16 protein-coding genes are annotated in these 18,335 nt (G+C 61.3%); 8 read left to right on the forward strand and 8 right to left on the reverse strand.

The genetic code is table 11. The features are described from left to right. Positions 1-84: 84 nt before the first annotated feature. Entirely contained in the window at positions 85-564 is a 480-nt protein-coding gene (locus ACIQAL_RS27035; RefSeq protein WP_166598255.1) for an Lrp/AsnC family transcriptional regulator, read from the reverse strand. 190 nt (positions 565-754) lie between these two features. Between ACIQAL_RS27035 and ACIQAL_RS27040 the strand changes: the two genes are divergently transcribed. From ACIQAL_RS27040 to lpdA, 4 genes are read left to right on the forward strand one after another with little or no spacing between them, the layout of a single operon-like run. Beyond that, positions 755-1,993, forward strand: coding sequence for a thiamine pyrophosphate-dependent enzyme (locus ACIQAL_RS27040; protein ID WP_401150786.1), 1,239 nt, complete (start codon positions 755-757; stop codon positions 1,991-1,993). Positions 1,994-1,996: 3 nt separating this feature from the next. After that, a complete protein-coding gene (locus ACIQAL_RS27045) occupies positions 1,997-3,010 on the forward strand; it encodes an alpha-ketoacid dehydrogenase subunit beta (protein ID WP_166598257.1) in 1,014 nt (337 codons plus the stop codon). Between the two features lie 2 nt (positions 3,011-3,012). Further along, entirely contained in the window at positions 3,013-4,314 is a 1,302-nt protein-coding gene (locus tag ACIQAL_RS27050) for a dihydrolipoamide acetyltransferase family protein (RefSeq protein ID WP_401150789.1), read from the forward strand. A gap of 1 nt (position 4,315) precedes the next feature. Continuing rightward, positions 4,316-5,704: a dihydrolipoyl dehydrogenase gene (gene lpdA, locus ACIQAL_RS27055; RefSeq protein WP_401150792.1), complete on the forward strand. Its 1,389-nt coding sequence runs from the start codon at positions 4,316-4,318 to the stop codon at positions 5,702-5,704. 72 nt (positions 5,705-5,776) lie between these two features. Here lpdA and ACIQAL_RS27060 read toward each other — a convergent pair whose 3' ends face one another. Together ACIQAL_RS27060 and cynS are read right to left on the reverse strand one after the other, a co-directional pair. Then, positions 5,777-6,589: a formate/nitrite transporter family protein gene (locus tag ACIQAL_RS27060; protein ID WP_401150794.1), complete on the reverse strand. Its 813-nt coding sequence runs from the start codon at positions 6,587-6,589 to the stop codon at positions 5,777-5,779. Positions 6,590-6,649: 60 nt separating this feature from the next. Continuing rightward, the gene (cynS, locus tag ACIQAL_RS27065) at positions 6,650-7,090 is read right to left on the reverse strand and encodes a cyanase (protein WP_401150796.1); all 441 of its coding nucleotides are present in this window, start codon (positions 7,088-7,090) and stop codon (positions 6,650-6,652) included. 235 nt (positions 7,091-7,325) lie between these two features. Between cynS and ACIQAL_RS27070 the strand changes: the two genes are divergently transcribed. Beyond that, positions 7,326-9,215, forward strand: a complete 1,890-nt coding sequence (locus ACIQAL_RS27070; RefSeq protein WP_401150798.1) for a sigma-54 interaction domain-containing protein — start codon at positions 7,326-7,328, stop codon at positions 9,213-9,215. A gap of 72 nt (positions 9,216-9,287) precedes the next feature. On the opposite strand, the gene ACIQAL_RS27075 is transcribed toward ACIQAL_RS27070, so the two are convergent. The 3 genes from ACIQAL_RS27075 to ACIQAL_RS27085 form a co-directional block, all read right to left on the reverse strand. Further along, the gene (locus ACIQAL_RS27075) at positions 9,288-10,154 is read right to left on the reverse strand and encodes an SDR family oxidoreductase (RefSeq protein ID WP_401150800.1); all 867 of its coding nucleotides are present in this window, start codon (positions 10,152-10,154) and stop codon (positions 9,288-9,290) included. Between the two features lie 162 nt (positions 10,155-10,316). Beyond that, the gene (locus ACIQAL_RS27080) at positions 10,317-11,531 is read right to left on the reverse strand and encodes an MFS transporter (RefSeq protein WP_401150802.1); all 1,215 of its coding nucleotides are present in this window, start codon (positions 11,529-11,531) and stop codon (positions 10,317-10,319) included. A 229-nt stretch (positions 11,532-11,760) separates the two neighbouring features. Next, on the reverse strand, positions 11,761-13,179 hold the full coding sequence (locus ACIQAL_RS27085; protein WP_401150805.1) for an amidase: 1,419 nt from the start codon (positions 13,177-13,179) through the stop codon (positions 11,761-11,763). Between the two features lie 149 nt (positions 13,180-13,328). Here ACIQAL_RS27085 and ACIQAL_RS27090 point away from each other — a divergent pair, with 149 nt between their 5' ends. Further along, a complete protein-coding gene (locus tag ACIQAL_RS27090; protein WP_401150808.1) occupies positions 13,329-13,892 on the forward strand; it encodes a TetR/AcrR family transcriptional regulator in 564 nt (187 codons plus the stop codon). 31 nt (positions 13,893-13,923) lie between these two features. On the opposite strand, the gene ACIQAL_RS27095 is transcribed toward ACIQAL_RS27090, so the two are convergent. Then, positions 13,924-14,403 carry an LEA type 2 family protein gene (locus ACIQAL_RS27095; RefSeq protein WP_166597294.1) on the reverse strand — a complete coding sequence of 160 codons (480 nt, stop codon included), beginning with the start codon at positions 14,401-14,403 and terminating at the stop codon, positions 13,924-13,926. Positions 14,404-14,454: 51 nt separating this feature from the next. Further along, the gene (locus tag ACIQAL_RS27100; RefSeq protein WP_401150811.1) at positions 14,455-15,939 is read right to left on the reverse strand and encodes a nucleobase:cation symporter-2 family protein; all 1,485 of its coding nucleotides are present in this window, start codon (positions 15,937-15,939) and stop codon (positions 14,455-14,457) included. Between the two features lie 381 nt (positions 15,940-16,320). Here ACIQAL_RS27100 and ACIQAL_RS27105 point away from each other — a divergent pair, with 381 nt between their 5' ends. Both ACIQAL_RS27105 and ACIQAL_RS27110 read left to right on the forward strand, forming a co-directional pair. After that, positions 16,321-16,617, forward strand: a complete 297-nt coding sequence (locus ACIQAL_RS27105) for a helix-turn-helix domain-containing protein (RefSeq protein ID WP_341958706.1) — start codon at positions 16,321-16,323, stop codon at positions 16,615-16,617. Positions 16,618-16,736: 119 nt separating this feature from the next. Then, entirely contained in the window at positions 16,737-18,170 is a 1,434-nt protein-coding gene (locus ACIQAL_RS27110) for an NAD-dependent succinate-semialdehyde dehydrogenase (RefSeq protein WP_401150813.1), read from the forward strand. The last annotated feature ends 165 nt before the right edge of the window (positions 18,171-18,335 follow it).

Consider the following 18,335-nt stretch of genomic DNA (forward strand, 5'->3'; position numbering starts at 1 on the left):
CTTGCCGAGATGCTAGCAGTGCATTTTTATTATTTTCAACTCACCTTTCTGCATTGTGAGTCTGCGTTTTTGCACGGGTGTCGGTCAGTGATCGGGCACGACCGACAGCGAGCGTTTAAGACAACGCAATGTGAAGCTGGAACGTGAATGGGTGATGCCGGGCACCTTGTAAAGCTTCTTGCGCAAGAACGCTTCGTAGCCCGCCGTGCCGTCCACGGCCACTTTGATCAGGTAGTCATAGTTGCCGGTGGTGAGGTAGACCTCCAGCACTTCGGGCATGTCCGCCATGGCTTTGCCGAACGCTTCAAGGACCGAGTCGTCATGGCGCTCAAGGGTGATTTCAATGATCACGGTTTCCGCCGCCCCGAGCAGCGACTGATCGAGCACCGCGGTGTAGCCCGTGATGTAGCCGAGGGTTTCCAGACGGCGGGTTCGCTGCCAGCAGGGGCCGGGGGTCAAGCCTATTTCTTGGGCCAGTTGGGTGTTGCTCAGCCGACCGTCCCTTTGCAGGGCTCGAAGAATTTCACGGTCGATGCGGTCGATCTTTTTGTTGTTTTCGGCCATTTCGAAATATCCATTCACAACGCAGGAAGGTATTGAAGGAATCTCCTGCCTGATTAACAAAACGACGAAACATTTGGAAGCTCATTTTGGCGATTCATCGATAGGCTTTTGTTGTTCGGACAATACCCCTGCTCATCCCAAGGGTGAGCGAGTGCTGCCACGACAATAAAAATAATTCGAGGAAGCCCCAATGGTTGAGTATCCCCCACTGAGTCTGGCGGTGCCCGCGCCTGAGCTGCGCCCTGGCGACCGGCCGGACTTCTCCCGCGTGTCGATCCCCGAAGCAGGCGCCATGCGCCGTCCCGCTGTCGATGAAAACGCCGAGCACATGCGCGACCTCGCGTTCGGCATCATCCGCGTGCTGGATCAGGATCATCTGGCGGTCGGACCCTGGGCCGACAACCTTGGCCTGGACGATGCGGCGCTGATCGCCGGGCTTGAGCACATGCTGACCCTGCGCGCCTACGACGTCCGGATGTTCTCGGCCCAGCGCCAACAGAAAACCTCGTTCTACATGCAGCACCTCGGCGAAGAGGCGATTTCCTGCGCCTTCCGCATTGCCCTCGAAAAAGGCGACATGAACTTCCCGACGTACCGCCAGGCCGGTCTGTTGATCGCCGGTGGCTACCCGATGAAGTCAATGATGTGCCAGGTCTATTCCAACGACGCTGATACGCTGCGCGGTCGGCAGTTGCCGGTGTTCTACTCGTCGAAAGAGCATGGTTTTTTCTCGATCTCCGGCAACCTCGCCACGCAATACATTCAGGCGGTGGGCTGGGCCATGGGCTCGGCGATCATGAACGACCGCAAGATCGCAGCGGCCTGGATCGGCGACGGCTCCACGTCCGAAAGCGATTTCCACGCCGCGCTGGTGTTCGCCTCGACCTACAAGGCGCCGGTGGTGCTGAACATCGTCAATAACCAATGGGCGATTTCTACGTTTCAGGGGATCGCCCGGGGTGGCGCGGTGACCTTTGCCGAACGCGGTCATGGTTTCGGCATTCCGGCGCTGCGGGTCGATGGCAACGATTACTTGGCGGTGTACGCCGTCGCGAAATGGGCCACCGAACGCGCCCGTCGCAACCTCGGCCCGACCCTCATTGAATACGTCACTTATCGGGCGGGCGGCCACTCCACCTCAGACGATCCTTCGGCGTATCGCCCCAGCGATGAAAGCAGCGCCTGGCCGCTGGGCGATCCGGTCACACGCCTGAAAAATCACCTCATCGTGCGCGGCGTCTGGTCCGAAGAACGGCATGCCGAAGCCGAGGAACGCATCATGGCCCACGTCATCGCCACCCAGAAAGAAGCCGAGGCGATCGGCACGTTGCGCAGCGGGCAGCGACCCAGCCCCAGTGAAATGTTCGACGACGTGTACGCCGAGATGCCTGAGCATCTGCTGCGTCAACGTCATGAAGCGGGGTATTGAGTCATGGCTCGACTGACGATGATTGAAGCGATTCGCGATGCCATGGATGTCGCGATGGAAAAAGACCCCCACGTGGTGGTGTTCGGCCAGGACGTGGGCTATTTCGGCGGGGTGTTCCGCTGCACCGCCGGCTTGCAGAAGAAATACGGCGCCTCCCGCTGCTTCGATGCACCGATCTCGGAACTGGGGATCGTGGGCGCGGCGATTGGCATGGCGGCGTACGGCATGAAGCCGTGCGTGGAGATTCAGTTCGCCGACTACATGTACCCGGCGTATGACCAGATCGTCTCCGAAGCGGCGCGTCTGCGGTACCGCTCGGCGGGGGAGTTCACCTGTCCGCTGGTGGTGCGCATGCCCACGGGCGGCGGCATTTACGGCGCCCAGACCCACAGCCAAAGCCCCGAATCGCTGTTCACCCACGTGGCCGGGATCAAGACCGTGGTGCCGTCCAATCCCTACGACGCCAAGGGCCTGTTGCTCGCCTCGCTGGAAGACCCGGACCCGGTCATCTTTCTGGAACCGAAACGCTTGTATAACGGCCCGTTCGACGGCCATCACGATCGCCCGGTGGTGCCGTGGAAATCCCATGAGCTGGGCGAAGTGCCCGACGGTCGCTACATCGTGCCGCTGGGTCAGGCGGCGGTGCGTCGCGAAGGCAAGGCCGTCACGGTGCTGGCCTACGGCACGATGGTGCATGTCGCGCTGACCGCTGCCGAGGAATCCGGGGTGGACGCGGAAGTCATCGATCTGCGCACGCTGATCCCGCTGGATCTGGAAACCATCGCTCGCTCGGTGCGCAAGACCGGGCGCTGCGTGATCGTTCACGAAGCCACGCTGACTTCCGGTTTCGGCGCTGAACTGGCGGCACTGGTGCAGGGCGAGTGCTTCTATCACCTGGAAGCGCCGATCCGTCGCGTGGCGGGTTGGGACACGCCGTACCCCCATGTGCATGAGTGGAATTATTTCCCCGGCCCGGCCCGCGTGGCCGAGGCACTGACCGCAACGATGGAGGCTTGAGCATGGGTACGCATGTGATTCGGATGCCCGACATCGGTGAGGGCATCGCCGAAGCGGAGTTGGTCGAGTGGGTAGTTGCGCTAGGCGACAGGGTGAAGGAGGACGACACCCTCGCCACGGTGATGACTGACAAGGCAACGGTGGACATTCCTTCGCCGGTGAGCGGCAAAGTGACCTGGCTCGGTGGCGAACTGGGCGCGCTGATCGCGGTCGGCGCGGAATTGATTCGCCTTGAGGTCGAGGGTGAGGGCAATGCTCGCGCCGGAACGCCGGTGGCGCAGTCGAGTGAATCGAATCCTGTGGCCGCTGAACCGTCCGTTGTCGAGCCGGCCACGAAGGCTGTCGCGCAGGCGGCATCGCCTGTGAAACCTCAGGCGGTGAGCCCAACACTTGAAACGTCATCCGCCTCCGTCACGCCGGGGCCGTTGCGGGCTGAAGGCGAGAAACCGCTGGCCTCGCCGTCGGTGCGCGGCCGTGCCCGCGACGCGGGAATCGATCTGCGCCAGGTGCGCGGGTCGGGCGGTGCCGGACGCATCACCCATGACGATCTGGATGCGTGGATCGCGGGCGGTGGCGTGGCTCAGGGAACAGGCAAACCGGCGCGGGACAACTCGGTCAGTGAGGTCCGCGTCATGGGCCTGCGGCGCAAGATCGCCGAGCGCATGCAACTGGCCAAACGCACCATCGCCCACATCACCATCGTCGAAGAAATCGACGTCACAGCGCTGGAAGACCTGCGCAGCAAACTCAACGGCCAAGGCGGGCGCACCAAGCTGACCCTGCTGCCGTTCGTGATGAAAGCGATGGTCCTGGCCGTGCGCGATCAGCCTGGCCTCAACGCCCATTACGACGACGAGGCCAACGTGATTCGTCAGTTCGCCGGGGTGCACATCGGCATTGCGACACAGACCCCCGGCGGCCTCATGGTCCCGGTGGTGCAGCACGCCGAAACCTTGAACCTCTGGCAGTCCGCGGATCAAGTGGCGCGGGTAGCAGAAGCGGCGCGGACCGGCACCGCAGCGCGTGAAGAACTGTCCGGCTCGACCATTACCATCAGCTCGCTGGGTCCGCTGGGCGCGTTGTCCACCACGCCGATCATCAACCGTCCGGAGGTGACCATCGTCGGCATCAACCGCATGGCCGTGCGGCCCCATTGGGACGGCGCGGCGTTCGTGCCGCGCAAGATGATGAACATCTCGTGCAGTTTCGATCACCGGGTGATCGACGGCTGGGACGCGGCGGTGTTTATCCAGCGTCTGAAGGCGCTACTGGAAACCCCTGCGTTGATGTTCGTGGAGCAATGACATGAATGAGATTTCCTGCAAATTGCTCGTCATCGGCGCAGGCCCCGGCGGCTACGTATGCGCCATTCGCGCCGGGCAACTGGGCGTGGACACGGTGATCGTGGAAGCCGCCAAACCGGGCGGCACCTGCCTGAACGTCGGCTGCATTCCGTCGAAGGCGCTGATCCACGCCGCCGACGAGTTTCATCGTCTGCAGACCTTCGCCGATCACGCGCCGCTGGGCATTTCGGCGTCATCCCCGACCATTGATTTCGCCAAAACCCTGGCCTGGAAAGACCAGATCGTTTCGCGCCTCAACGGCGGGGTGGCGGGTCTGTTAAAGAAAGCCAAGGTTCGCGCGATCACGGGACACGCTACGGTCGTCGACGGCAAAACCGTGCGCGTCGAATCCGCTGATGGCACGCGCACGATCAACGCGCAGATGATCGTCATCGCCACCGGTTCCACGCCCGTGGAAGTGCCGACGCTGCCGTTCGGGGGAGCGGTCATTTCGTCCACCGAAGCGCTGTCGCTGGCAGAGATTCCCAAGCGGCTGGTGGTGGTGGGCGGTGGCTACATCGGTCTCGAACTGGGCACGGCCTACGCCAAGTTGGGGGCAAAGGTGACGGTGGTCGAGGCCACTGCTCGCATTCTGCCGCAATACGACAAGGAACTGACCGCGCCGGTGTCAGTGCGCCTGGCGGCACTGGGCGTTGAGGTCTTGACCGAATCCAGAGCGGTGGGATTCGCGGAGGGCATCGGGCTTTTGGTGGACACACCCACTGGCCAGCGGACGCTGGAGGCCAACAAGATTCTGGTCACCGTGGGCCGCATGCCACGCACCGCCGGCTGGGGGCTGGAAAAACTGTCACTGGGCATGAACGGGCGGTTCATCCAGATTGACGACACCTGCCGCACGTCCATGAACGGGGTGTACGCCATCGGTGACGTGACCGGCGAACCGATGCTGGCGCACCGGGCCATGGCGCAAGGGGAAATGGTCGCGGAAATCGCCGCTGGGCACAAAACACAATGGGACCGCCGCTGCATCCCGGCGGTGTGCTTCACCGACCCGGAAATCGTCACGGTGGGCCTGTTGCCGGGCGAAGCGGTGGCGCAGGGGATCGACATCCTCAACGCCAGTTTTCCGTTTCAGGCCAATGGTCGGGCCATGACCACCGAGCGTGAAGACGGCTTCATCCGCGTCGTGGCGCGGGCGGACAACCACCTGCTGCTGGGTCTGCAAGGCGTGGGCGCGGGCATTTCGGAATTGTCGGCGGCGTTCGCGCTGTTGATCGAAACCGGTGCGCGGCTGGAGGATGTGGCGGGGACGGTGCATGCGCACCCGACCCAGGGCGAGGCGTTACAGGAGGCGTGTTTGCGGGCGTTGGGGAGGGCGATTCACCTTTGACGGGGTGGTCGCCGTGCCACAGGAATAGCGGGTGGCCGCTATTCCTGTCACGTCCGTTGCGTCTGCTTTCGATCAGCAGGCGACGCGTTTCGCTGCCGTGCGGATGTGGGTGCCGTACAGCGTCAACCCTGTGAACGCGAGGCCGCCCACCAGATTGCCGAGAACCGTCGGGATTTCATTCCAGACCATGTAATCCATGACCGAAAACGCGCCCCCCATGATCATGGCCGACGGGAACAGGAACATGTTCACCACCGAATGCTCGAAACCCATGAAGAAGAACAGCATGATGGGCATCCACATTGCGATCACCTTGCCGCTGACCGACGTCGAGATCATCGCCCCGACCACGCCCATCGACACCATCCAGTTGCACAGCATGCCGCGCAGGAAGATGGTGATCCATCCGCCGACGCCGTAGTGCGCGTAGCCCAGGGTGCGGGCTTCGCCGATGCTGGCGATCTTTTCGCCCACGGCGCCGGGGCCTGCGTTGAAGCCGTAGGTGAAGATGAACGCCATCATGAAGGCCACCGTCAGCGCCCCCGCGAAGTTCCCGAGGAACACCAGCCCCCAGTTGTGCAGCACGCGCTGGACCGTCACGCCGGGGCGTTTGTCCAGCAGCGCCAAAGGGGTGAGTACGAACACGCCCGTGAGCAGGTCGAAGCCCATCAGGTACAGCATTGAAAACCCCACCGGAAACAGCACGGCGCCGAGCAGCGGGGAGCCGGTCTGCACGGCGATGGTGACGGCGAACACGGCCGCCAGGGCCAGAATTGCGCCTGCCATGTAGGCGCGAATCAGGGTGTCCCGGATCGACATGTGAATCTTCGATTCGCCAGCGTCAACCATCTTTGTGACAAATTCGAACGGGAGCAGATAGGACATGGAAAGTGACCTCATTTCAGACGTGGACGGCGATGGAGAACCTGCGGCGCAACGACCGCGTTACCAGGAGCGATAGGGCAGGAACTTGCCGTTCAGCGTGACCAGCACGCGGTCACCCTTGGGGTCTTCGATGCGATCGACGTGCATGGAAAAGTCGATGGCGCTCATGATGCCGTCGCCGAACTTTTCCTGGATCACGTCCTTCAGCGTCGGGCCGTAGACGCCGACCAGTTCGTAGAGGCGATAGATCAGCGGGTCTTGCGGGATGGCCTGATCCCAGCCTTTGGTGGGGAAGTCGGTCAGCGCTTTCGCCACGTCGTCGCCCAGCTCCAGTGCCTTGCAGATTCGCATTGCGACGTCGGCGGGCGCGCTGTTCATGCCGTAGCACACCGACGCGATCCAGACCGGAGCTTTGCCCGCGGCATCGGCCAGGGCGTCCCAGCTCAGGTTCAAACGGGCTTTGGCGGCCATGACGGTGTGGTGCATTTCAGTCTTGTTCATCATTCAACTCGCTTTAGTCAAAACAGGGATGGGGTGAATACCGCTGTTTTCTCTATAGCGAGCAGCGTGCCAAGGCGTACTTATGTGTATAACTGGTTGATTTTTATTGAAATTATCTGGCGGCCTTGTAAAGCAATCGTTAACGATATTTCGTCATTCGCGAAATATCGTGAAATGACTGACGAAATTTCGTATTTTCAGCGCTGGTTTTGCACCGGTGAGCGTGGGCAGCGATATGACAATATCCGGGTTTGACAATGAAGCGATGGACACGGCGGCGCAGGCGATGCTGCTGGTAGACCCGCGCGCTGACACGTTGCTGCAGGCGAATGCCGCCGCGTTGGCGCTACTGGGTTGGGGACCGGACACCGATACATCGTCGCGTTTCAGCCATTTTCTCGGAGAGGGGCTGCCGCTCTGGGTCAGCTTCAGCGACGAAACGCTGACCCAGGGCCAGGCGTGGTCGGATGATCTGATGCTGCTTGACCTGAGCCGCCGTCACCACACCGTGGAAGTGAATGCCACGGCCTTGCCGGATGGCCAGCGCATTCTGTTCACGGTTCAGCCCCGCGACTTACTCGAGACCCGCCGCAACCGCTCGGAAGCCCGTCGCCAGCATCGTTTGGGGCATGTGGGCTGGGAGCGCATTTCGCAAGTTTTCGAGCGGATCGAGCGGCAGAACCGGATGATTCTGGGGGCCGTGGGTGAGGGCATCTACGGTCTCGATGCCAAGGGCCAGACAACGTTCATCAACCCTGCTGCCGAGCGCATTCTGGGCTGGAACGCCAGCGACATGGTGGGGCACGACGCCCATCAGCTGTTTCACCATAGCCACAGTGACGGCAGCCGTTTTCCCGCCGACCAGTGCCCGATTCATGCATCGTTCAGTGACGGCCAGGTGCACCGGGTCGAGGATGAAGTGTTCTGGCACAAGAACGGCGAAGCCATTGCCGTCGAATACACCAGCACACCGATCTTTGAAATGGGTCGGCTGGTCGGCGCGGTGGTGCTGTTCCGCGACATTCGCGAGCGGCAACAAGCGGAGCAACGGCTGCGCGAAGCTTTGAACGAAGTGGAACAGCTCAAACAGCGCCTTGAGGTGGAAAACCAGTACCTGCAAGAAGAGATCAAGGCCGAGCGCAATCATCACGAAATCGTCGGTGAAAGCCCGGCCGTGCTGCACCTGATCCAGCAGATCGAACTGGTAGCCCCTACCAGTGCCAACGTGTTGATCACGGGAGAATCGGGCACCGGAAAGGAGCTGATCGCCCGGGCCATTCACGCCAGCAGCCAACGCAGCGAACGTCCGCTGATTCGGGTCAACTGCGCGGCAATTCCCCGTGACCTGTTCGAAAGTGAATTCTTCGGCCACGTCAAAGGCGCGTTCACGGGCGCCGTCAGTGCGCGGATAGGGCGGTTCGAACTGGCCGACGGCGGCACGCTGTTTCTGGACGAGGTGGGCGAAATTCCGCTGGAGCTGCAAAGCAAACTGCTGCGCGTGTTGCAGGACCGGCAGTTCGAGCGCGTGGGGGATAACGTCACCCGCGCCGTGGACGTGCGGGTGATCGCCGCGACCAATCGTGACCTGCGGGGCATGGTGGCCGAGGGCGGGTTTCGCGAGGATCTGTATTTTCGGTTGAACGTGTTTCCCGTGCGTTCAGTGCCGCTGCGCGAGCGCATTGACGACATTCCCGCATTGGCCAGTCACTTTCTGCGCCGCGCTGCCCTGGCGATCAACAAGCAGGGCGTGCGTTTGCCGCTGGCGCAGGTCGAACGCCTCAAGCGCTATCTCTGGCCGGGCAACATTCGCGAACTGGAGAATGTCATCGAGCGCCAGATGATCGTCTCCCGGGACGGCCGGCTGGATTTCGATGATGTGTTGCCGACAGAGAGGCGGACTCAGATGTCTACTCGGATCGAACCGACAACCGCCGCCGAACCGATGACCGACGAGCAGGTGCAACAGCAGCTCAAGGCCAACACGCTGGCCATGCTCGAACGCGCGGGCGGCAAGATTTCAGGAGAGGGAGGGGCTGCACAATTACTCGGGCTGAGGCCGACCACGCTGGCCTCGCGGTTACGTAAATGGGGGGTGGACCCGCGTCAGTACAAGGCTCGTCGCTGATCGTGATCGTTGAGGAGAGTGTGCAGGGAAACGCAGTCGAAGCGCGGCTCACGACTGCGTTGTTGTCGCAAGTCAGGCCGTGCGCAGGTCTGACAAAAAGCCCAGCCCGAGGCCTTCGATCAGTTGCGCTTGTACTCCCGCCGCCTGAGCGTTGAGCGCGTCGGCCCCGAAGGCTTCACCCACCACCGTGCGGGGTGCGCGCTGGCCAGCAGGCTGGGCGATGACGGTCGCGATGGTCTGCGCCACGTCCTGCGGATTCGGCGCATTGTCGCTGGCGAACAGCTCCATCAGGGTGCCCACCATTTTTTCCGGGATGCCGCCGAGTTCTCCGTAACCCGCCGCCCGATCGCTGTCGCGAGGCGGTTGAGCGCTGCCGAAAATCTCGGTCGGGTAGTTGCTCGGTTGGATCAGCACGACGTCGATCCCCAGCTGCGACAGCTCGTACCGGTAACTGTCAGTCAGCGCTTCGACCGCGAACTTCGACGCGCCGTAATGGCCGAAGAACGGAAAGGTGACACGGCCCAGAATCGAACCGATGTTGATGATCAGGCCGTCTCCCTGAGCGCGAAACGTGGGCAGTACCGCACGCAGCGTGCGTTGAATGCCGAACACGTTAACGTCGAAAATCCGCTGCACTTGTTCAACGCCGAACGCTTCGGAAACCCCCGCCGCCCCGATTCCGGCGTTGTTGATCACCACGTCCAGCCCGCCTGCGGTCGCGACGGCCAAGGCGACGCCGCGTTGCACGGAAGCGTCATCGGTGACGTCGATTTCCAGGGCTGTAATCCCCATGGCTTTCAAGGCCTCGGCATGGGCGCGGTTGCGGCCCGACACGTCACGCATCGAAGCGAAGACTTGGTGCCCCTGTTTGGCCAGGGTCTCGGCCGTGTGGCGACCGAAACCGGTGCTGGCGCCGGTTATGAGTATTTTCTTGGACATTGCTCTTCCTCGCGACTGATGCTTTTCAGGTCAGATGATGGTTGTCATGGCATTGCGAGGGTGAAGCTATCAAAGTGTTTAGATGGTGACCACAATTTAAAAAATACTTGCGTGAAAAACCCCAGGAATCAGCAAGATGCGAGTTGAGTTTTGTGCCCGCACTCAGCCCTGATGATGGTGCCGCCAATGAACCACACTGGTTACCGCCGTCACGACCACTGACGCCATGAGGTAAACCAGGCTCGTGTTAAACAGCCCGAAGTGCCCCACAGCAAAGCCAGCGATGATGGGTGGCACGCTCAGTGACAGGTAGCAGGCGACGAAGATAGCGGCGAACAACTCCGCGCGCTCATGAGCGTCGGCCAAGGGCGCCAGGGTCTGCAGCACGGCCGAGAATGAGGCCCCCGAGCCGATACCCGCCACCAGCGTGCCAATGAAGAACAACAACACTCCGCCGCCTGAGAGCGAGCCAATCAGAATCACCAGGCCCACCGCAATCCCGGTCGCCCCCAAGGCTGCGCACAGTGAGGCGGGCATGAAGCGGCCCATGATCGCTGCGGCCACCGCAGCGGGTCCGCAGAGCGCGGCGACGGTCAGGCCGTTGAGCCCGACGCTGTTGACGTCGAACACGCCGTGCAGGATCGACGGCGCCAGTGACATGTACAGTCCGCATAGTGCCCAGATCGCGAGCAACAATGGCACGCTTCGAACGTAAGCACTCCGGGCGCGAGGCGTCACCGACACGCGAGGCATCAACGACGCCAGGGCGCCCGCCCGCCGACTTGAGGTTTCCGGCACGCGGGCAACGCCCACTGCGGCCAGCGGAAACACCACCGCCAATGCGACGAACACGGTCACCTCTGGATGGCCAATCCAGTACATCGACAGCCCGGTGATCAATGAGCCCGTCGCCAACCCGGCCAGAGGCGCGATGCTGCTGAACAAGGCGCCGGCCTTTTTCTGATGGGCGGGTGCGGCTTCGACCACGGCGGCGGACAACGCGCCGCTGGCAATCCCCGTCGCCAGGCCCTGAAGACAGCGGGCGAAGATCAATTGCTGGATGTCACCGGCGTAGGCGAACAGCACCATCGCCAAGGTCTGCAGCAGTAGCGCGCCGACGATTACCGGCTTGCGGCCAACGTGATCGGAGAGCGAGCCCGCGCTGAGCAGGGCGACCAGCAGGGTGATGGCGTAGGTGGAAAACGCCACGGTCAACAGGCCGGACGAAAACCCCCACTGATGCTGGAACACGACGAACAGCGGTGAAGGGGTGCTGGCCGCAAAAAAGTAAGCGAACAGCACCGTGGCCAGCAAAGGAAATGCGAACGCCCTGGCCGGGCGGACGAGCGATGGAGAGGGGTTACCGAGGTCTGACATTCTGGTCTCCTGAGCAGTGGACAAGGTTCAGTTTTCGAACGCGAATGGAGGGGTGAGTCATCAGTGACAGGCATGATATTACACATTAAATATAAGGCGTGTGTTCAAGGTGCCTGTCAGGCGTGAAATGAAAATTGCCTGGGAGCATCGAGTGCGTCCCAGGCGGTGGGCTTCAACGTGATTGCTGAAGGATGACGTTCACCTGCGCGTTATACGCGCAGCGCCTGAGTCACAGGCTCGGCCAGGTATCCCCCAGACCACCACGACGTTCGAGCAACGCACCCAGTTGCAGGATCACGTCTTCGTTCAACCAGCGAGAGACCAGTTGGACGCTGATCGGCAGGCGCTCGGAACTCAAGGCGAACGGCACCGACAGCGCGGGCAGGCCGGTCAGGTTGAACGCCGATGTTGCACTCATCACGTGCAACCACGACACGGTCTGACCGTTGACGACCAGCTCTTGCGCGCCGTGCGGAGTGGCGGTCATCGGAGTCACTGGGCACAGCAGCACGTCGTACTGATCGAACCAGGCCGAGAACGCGGAGCGAAGGGCTTCCGCCTTGCGCAGAGCGGCATTGAAATCGGTGAACGACGGATCTTGCGAGTCATAGATGCCTTGGCCTACAGCATGCAGATCGTGTTCGCGACCCTTGGCCAGTTTGCGAATTTCAGGGCCGAGTTCTGCGTAAACCATCATCATCAGCGGGGACAGCGGATCACCCACGAAAGGCAGGGTCACTTCTTCGACGTCACAGCCCAGTGCGGCAAGTTGCGTGGCGGCCGCTTTTACAGCTGCAGTGATTTCAGGATCGACCGGGCCGAACGCCGCGTCCGATACCCAACCCACACGAATGGTTTGCCCGGAGATGCGCGCCGTATCGGCGATCGCGGTTTTCGCGTGCACGGCATAACCGTCAGCGCCATCAGGGCCTTTGAGCAGCGAGTAGGCGAGGGCTACGTCGCGTACGGTTCGGGCCATTGGGCCAACGTGCCACCATTGCGAAGTCACGGTTGGGAAGTGACCGCTGTAAGGGATACGTCCGTGGGTGGCTTTCAGTGCAGCGATACCGGTGAAGGCAGCTGGACCACGTACGGAGATGGCCACGTCACTGCCGATACCCAGCGGCGACATGCCTGCGGCAATGGCAGCAGACTCACCACCCGACGAGCCGCCCGGCGTGCGGTCCAGATTCCATGGGTTGTTAGTGCGACCGGTGAGCAGGTTGTCGGATTCGGTCCAGGTGGAGAATTCCGGGAGGTTGGTTTTCGCGAGGATGATGCCGCCGGCGCTTTTCAGACGCGCAACGGTGGAAGCGTCCTGTGTCGGCACGTTACCGGCGAAGAAGCGCGAGCCGCGCTGGGTCAGGATGCCAGCGGTGTCGAGCGCGTCTTTAACGGTGAAGGGAACGCCATGAAGAGGGCCGGTTTTGTCGCCACGGGCGATCGCTTTGTCCGCCTGATCCGCTGCGGCCAGTGCGCCTTCAGCGTTGAGGGTCACGATGGCGTTGATTTTCGGGTTTACCGCTTCAATGCGATCAAGGTGCGCTTTCACGACCTCGACAGAAGACAGTTCGCGATTGCGGATCAGGCTCGCCAGTTTGGTTGCATCAAAGTACGTAATGTCGGATTTCACAATCATCTTTCCCATGTGGTTCAACGTGAAAGCAATCGGGCAAATATTCCTACCGATCACTTGGTAGGGTTGATGTTAGGCGTCATTTCATTAGGCTGTCAAGCCTATACCTAGCAGTTGGTAGGCTTTTTTGTTAACGTGGCGGCTGATCAGTGGAGACGGCTATGAGCATCAATTCTCGTGAGGCAATTTTGGCGGCGGCCAGGCTCGCCGGGCAGGCGCACGGCTATAACGGCCTGAATTTCCGTGACCTGGCGACCGAAGTGGGGATCAAGGCCGCGAGCCTGTATCACCACTTTCCAAGCAAGGCGGACCTCGGTGTGGCGGTTGCCAGGCGTTATTGGGAAGACGCGGGCGCCGCGCTGGACGCGATGTACGCGGAGCTTGAAGATCCTGTCGAGTGTCTTCGTCGCTACCCCGGCACCTTCCGCGTGGCGCTGGAAACGGGGAACCGCATGTGCATGTGCAGCTTCATGGCGTCCGAATACGACGACCTGCCGCCGAATGTGCAGACCGAGGTGCAGGTATTCGCAGACGTCAACGTGGCGTGGCTGAGCAAGATGCTGGTGTTGGCCGGTCTTGTGGATGAGGCCAGTGCTGAACGGCGAGCCTTTTCGATTTTCTCTGGCATTTCCGGCGCGCAATTGACCGCCCGGGGGCGGGCGGACATTTCACTGTATGACGCCATCGTCGATGACTATCGGTCGATTGGATTGCTGCCACGCTGAAGCCTTGGGTCAGCGCTCAATTGAGGAGCGCTTACCAGCTCCCGCTCGCGGGTTGCGGCAGGCTCAGCGTGCCGCTGTCGTAGAAGCGCATGGTCCCGAACAGGCCGCCTGCCAGTTTACCGTGCAGTTCATACGGCAGATTGTCCAGACGCTGTTGTTCGGTCAGGCCCACCGCCTGGCGCAGCGCGGCGAAGGCCGATACGGTCACCGGTACGGTCAGCACGCCTTCGGAAAACCGCGTGATCGTGCCTTTTTGGTCACTGACGCCGGACGCCAGCAGCTTGCCGTTGACGTCGAGGTTCAGCGCCACGCCGTCATAGGGAATGTCGACGTCGTTGGGGTTTTGCAGGCGCAGTTTGACGGCGAAGCGTATTTCCAGGTCCTGACCCGGCAGCGGTTCGATGCCTACCACATTGATGTTCAGCGGGTCGCGATTGGGAAACAGCGCGCAGGCGCTCAAGGCCAGAATCAGCAGGCAGGCGAACAGCGAACGGATTGGGCGTAGCGGCATTGGGGGCTCCAGTGGCGAGGTGAGCGGGAGAGGGCTCCCGCTCAGTTAAGCCTAGCGTTCCAACTGTGCGACCGCGTGTGGCGAGAGAGGTTCTGTTGCCGGGGCTTTTGTCGGGTCTTGCAACACCTTCACCGTCGAGGCTTCCGGGTCGAACTCGGTGACCTCGTCTTCCCTATGTTCTTCCGGCAGAAAGATGTTGAGCAGGATCGCGCAAAAGGCACCCACCGTGATCGGAGATTCGAAGATGTTGTGCAGCGTCTTCGGCAGCTCGCGCAGGACTTCAGGCACCGCGGCCACACCCAGGCCCATGCCCAGTGAAATCGCCACAATCAGCATGTTGCGCCGATGCAGCCCGGCTTCGGACAGAATCTTGATCCCGGCCACCGCCACGGTGCCGAACATGATCAGCGTCGCGCCACCGAGCACCGGCTTTGGCATCAATTGCAGCACCGCGCCGATGATCGGGAACAGGCCCAGCAGCACCAGAATCCCGGCGATGAAAAACGCCACGTAACGGCTGGCCACGCCGGTCAGCTGGATCACGCCGTTGTTCTGGGCGAACGTCACCATCGGCAGGCTGTTGAATGTCGCGGCCATGGCCGAGTTGAGGCCGTCGGCCAGAAGACCCGATTTGATCCGGCGGATGTACACCGGGCCGCTCACTGGTTGCTGGGAAATCATCGAGTTGGCCGTCAGGTCGCCCGCCGCTTCCAACGGGGAGACCAGAAAGATCACCGCAATCGGGATGAACGCCAGCAGGTCGAAGGAAAAGCCGTACTTGAACGGCACCGGAATGCTCATCACCGGCACCTGCGGCATGTGCGCGAAATCAATCCGGCCCATGTACCACGCCACCAGAAAGCCCAGTGTCAGCCCGATGATGATCGCGCTCAGGCGCAGCAGCGGAATATTGAAACGGTTGAGGACCACAATAGTGACCAGCACCAGTGCAGCCAGTCCGAGGTTGGCGGCCGAGCCAAGGTCCGTGGCGCCGAAGCCTCCGGCCATGTCGGTCATTGCCACTTTGAGCAATGACAGGCCCATCAGTGTGATGATCGTGCCGGTCACCACCGGAGTGATCAGCTTGCGCAATTTACCGATGAACTGGCTCAGCACCACCTCGACGAACGCGGCGCAGAAACACACGCCGAAGATGGTCGAGAGGATTTCGTCGGTGCCACCTCCGCGACTTTTCACCAGAAAACCGGCACTGAGGATCACGCTGAGAAAGGAGAAACTGGTGCCTTGCAAACACAACAAGCCCGAGCCGATGGGGCCGAAGCGTTTGGCCTGCACGAACGTGCCGAGGCCGGACACAAACAACGCCATGCTGATCAGGTAGGGCACTTCACTGTCCAGACCCAGCACGCCGCCGACGATCAGGGTCGGGGTGATGATGCCGACGAAGCTGGCGAGCACGTGTTGCAGTGCGGCGAAGATCGCGGCCGTGAAGTGCGGGCGGTCGTTGAGCCCGTAAATCAGGTCGGTTTTTCTGGCGGTGGGGCGCGAAGGGGAACTGCTTTGAGGTGTGGTCATGGTTAGCCTGCCAATTGTTTTTATTCGGTCGTGGGCTTTGCAGGTGACGCAGTCCGAACCTGTACACAAAATCTGTCTATCAGGTCAGGTTTTTTGACTCTACAACATGTCCACATATCTAAAAACAATTATTACGAAAATTGTGTACAAAAAATCGGAATGAGTTGGCTGCATGACCTGTAAGAAAAGGGCGCGCAGAATGCCAGAAAATACTTCGCGGGTGTGCGCAACGCGCTTATTCTGTGGAGACTGAACCTTGATATGCTGTTTGGCGTCTCAACTGACACTTGTTTTTCAACGGGAGTCGGTCATGTCCGGGGCGACGACTCTCACAATAAGAAGTCTCGACAAGGAGGTTTCAACTGGGGTGTAACGATCTTCATGAGCACGGCACATCAATTGTCATTGACCGATCAACAAGTCGCACTGATTTCCAGGGCGCTCGCCGACCGTCGGCGTTATCAGATTCTGCTTCAGATCAGTGCCTCCACAGAGGCCGTGCCTTGCGCCGAGCTGCTCAAGGTCCATCCCGTCAGCGCGGCGACCGTGTCCCATCACACAAAAGAACTTGAGCGCGCGGGGCTGATTTCTACTGTGCGTGAAGGCAAGTACGCCAGTTTCGTGATGCAGCGCGAAGTGCTTCAGGCGTATGCGCAGCAGTTGATGCAACTCGGCTAGACCTTCCTCGTCAGACATCTTATGCATTCGTCTTGCTCGTTCAAGGCATATGCCTGTAAGTTTGTCCGCCACGCTATTTCCATTGCCACGCCTCGTGATGGCGCACCCGGAGTTTTCTCATGTACCCAGACGTTCAGCTTTATATCGACGGCCAATGGCGCGCCAGTGAAAACGGTCGCACCCTCGCGGTCATCAACCCGGCCACCGGCGACACCCTGGGCACCGTGGCCCATGCCGACATTGCCGATCTGGACAAAGCCCTCGCCGCCGCCGAGCGCGGTTTCGAAACCTGGCGCAGCACCCCGGCCTACGACCGCTACAAAATCATGCAGAAAGCCGCGAACCTGTTGCGCGAGCGCGTGGATAACATCGCCAGCATCATGACCCAGGAACAGGGCAAGCCACTGGCCGAAGCACGCATGGAAACCCTGGCCGCTGCTGACATCATTGACTGGCTCGCTGAAGAAGGCCGTCGCGCCTATGGGCGTCTGGTGCCGTCGCGCAACGCGTCCGTCGAGCAGAAAGTCATCAAGGAACCGGTGGGTCCGGTCGCAGCGTTTACCCCCTGGAACTTCCCGATCAACCAAGTGGTGCGCAAGCTGTCCTCCGCGCTGGCGGCCGGTTGCTCGATCATCGTCAAGGCTCCGGAAGAAACACCGGCGTCGCCTGCCGAGCTGATCCGCGCCTTTATCGACGCAGGCGTTCCAGCAGGCGTCATCGGCCTGGTGTTTGGTGATCCGGCGCAGATTTCCAGCTACCTGATCGCGCACCCGACCATCAAGAAAGTCACCTTCACCGGTTCGACCCCGGTGGGCAAGCAACTGGCGGCCTTGGCCGGTCAGCACATGAAGCGCGCCACCATGGAGCTGGGCGGTCACGCCCCGGCGCTGGTGTTCGATGACGCGGACCTGGACCTCGCAGCCCGCACATTGGCAGGCGCCAAGTTCCGTAACGCCGGTCAGGTGTGCGTGTCGCCGACGCGTATTCTCGTGCAGCGTGGCGTTTATGAGCAGTTCATCGAGAAGTTCGTCGGCCTGACCCATGAGGTGAAGGTGGGCAACGGTCTGGAGCAGGGCGTGACCATGGGGCCGTTGGCCAACGAGCGTCGTGCCCCGGCGCTGACCTCGCTGGTCAAGGATGCGGCTGACAAGGGCGCGAAGCTGCACACCGGCGGCCAATCGGTCGACGGTCCGGGCTATTTCTTCCAGCCGACGGTGCTCAGCGGCCTGACCACCGAGATGCGCATCATGAACGAAGAGCCGTTCGGGCCAGTCGCGCTGATAGTGCCGTTCGACACCGTTGAAGACGCGGTAAAAGAATCCAACCGCGTGCCGTTTGGCCTGGCGTCGTATGCGTTCACCACCTCGATGAAAACCGCACACATCCTCAGCACCCGGATCGAAGCTGGCATGCTGTCGATCAACCATCAGGGGATTGGCCTGGTGGAAGTGCCGTTCGGCGGGATCAAGGATTCCGGCTACGGTTCGGAAGGCGGGACCGAGGCCATCGAGGCGTACCTCAATACCAAGCTGGTGACGGTGTTCAATCTGTGAGATTGCGCTGAACCAAGGAAGCCCACCGTTTGGTGGGCTTTTTTGTGGGTGTCTCTCTCAACGGTTATCGGCATGGGCCTGGCGCCGGTCCGGCAATTCGCTGAACTCCTGTCCGGCCCCCGAACTCTCACCCTCAGATCATCCCGATCTGTGGAGCAGGGATTC

Source organism: Pseudomonas sp. NPDC088368 (assembly GCF_044753445.1).
Classification (GTDB): Bacteria; Pseudomonadota; Gammaproteobacteria; order Pseudomonadales; family Pseudomonadaceae; genus Aquipseudomonas; species Aquipseudomonas bambusae.

Excerpts from the sequence above, each read along its gene's own strand:
- ACIQAL_RS27035 (WP_166598255.1), bottom strand. The coding sequence starts at position 564 with ATGGCCGAAAACAACAAAAAGATCGACCGCATCGACCGTGAAATTCTT.
- ACIQAL_RS27040 (WP_401150786.1), top strand. The coding sequence starts at position 755 with ATGGTTGAGTATCCCCCACTGAGTCTGGCGGTGCCCGCGCCTGAGCTG.
- ACIQAL_RS27045 (WP_166598257.1), top strand. The coding sequence starts at position 1,997 with ATGGCTCGACTGACGATGATTGAAGCGATTCGCGATGCCATGGATGTC.
- ACIQAL_RS27050 (WP_401150789.1), top strand. The coding sequence starts at position 3,013 with ATGGGTACGCATGTGATTCGGATGCCCGACATCGGTGAGGGCATCGCC.
- lpdA (WP_401150792.1), top strand. The coding sequence starts at position 4,316 with ATGAATGAGATTTCCTGCAAATTGCTCGTCATCGGCGCAGGCCCCGGC.
- ACIQAL_RS27060 (WP_401150794.1), bottom strand. The coding sequence starts at position 6,589 with ATGTCCTATCTGCTCCCGTTCGAATTTGTCACAAAGATGGTTGACGCT.
- cynS (WP_401150796.1), bottom strand. The coding sequence starts at position 7,090 with ATGAACAAGACTGAAATGCACCACACCGTCATGGCCGCCAAAGCCCGT.
- ACIQAL_RS27070 (WP_401150798.1), top strand. The coding sequence starts at position 7,326 with ATGACAATATCCGGGTTTGACAATGAAGCGATGGACACGGCGGCGCAG.
- ACIQAL_RS27075 (WP_401150800.1), bottom strand. The coding sequence starts at position 10,154 with ATGTCCAAGAAAATACTCATAACCGGCGCCAGCACCGGTTTCGGTCGC.
- ACIQAL_RS27080 (WP_401150802.1), bottom strand. The coding sequence starts at position 11,531 with ATGTCAGACCTCGGTAACCCCTCTCCATCGCTCGTCCGCCCGGCCAGG.
- ACIQAL_RS27085 (WP_401150805.1), bottom strand. The coding sequence starts at position 13,179 with ATGGGAAAGATGATTGTGAAATCCGACATTACGTACTTTGATGCAACC.
- ACIQAL_RS27090 (WP_401150808.1), top strand. The coding sequence starts at position 13,329 with ATGAGCATCAATTCTCGTGAGGCAATTTTGGCGGCGGCCAGGCTCGCC.
- ACIQAL_RS27095 (WP_166597294.1), bottom strand. The coding sequence starts at position 14,403 with ATGCCGCTACGCCCAATCCGTTCGCTGTTCGCCTGCCTGCTGATTCTG.
- ACIQAL_RS27100 (WP_401150811.1), bottom strand. The coding sequence starts at position 15,939 with ATGACCACACCTCAAAGCAGTTCCCCTTCGCGCCCCACCGCCAGAAAA.
- ACIQAL_RS27105 (WP_341958706.1), top strand. The coding sequence starts at position 16,321 with ATGAGCACGGCACATCAATTGTCATTGACCGATCAACAAGTCGCACTG.
- ACIQAL_RS27110 (WP_401150813.1), top strand. The coding sequence starts at position 16,737 with ATGTACCCAGACGTTCAGCTTTATATCGACGGCCAATGGCGCGCCAGT.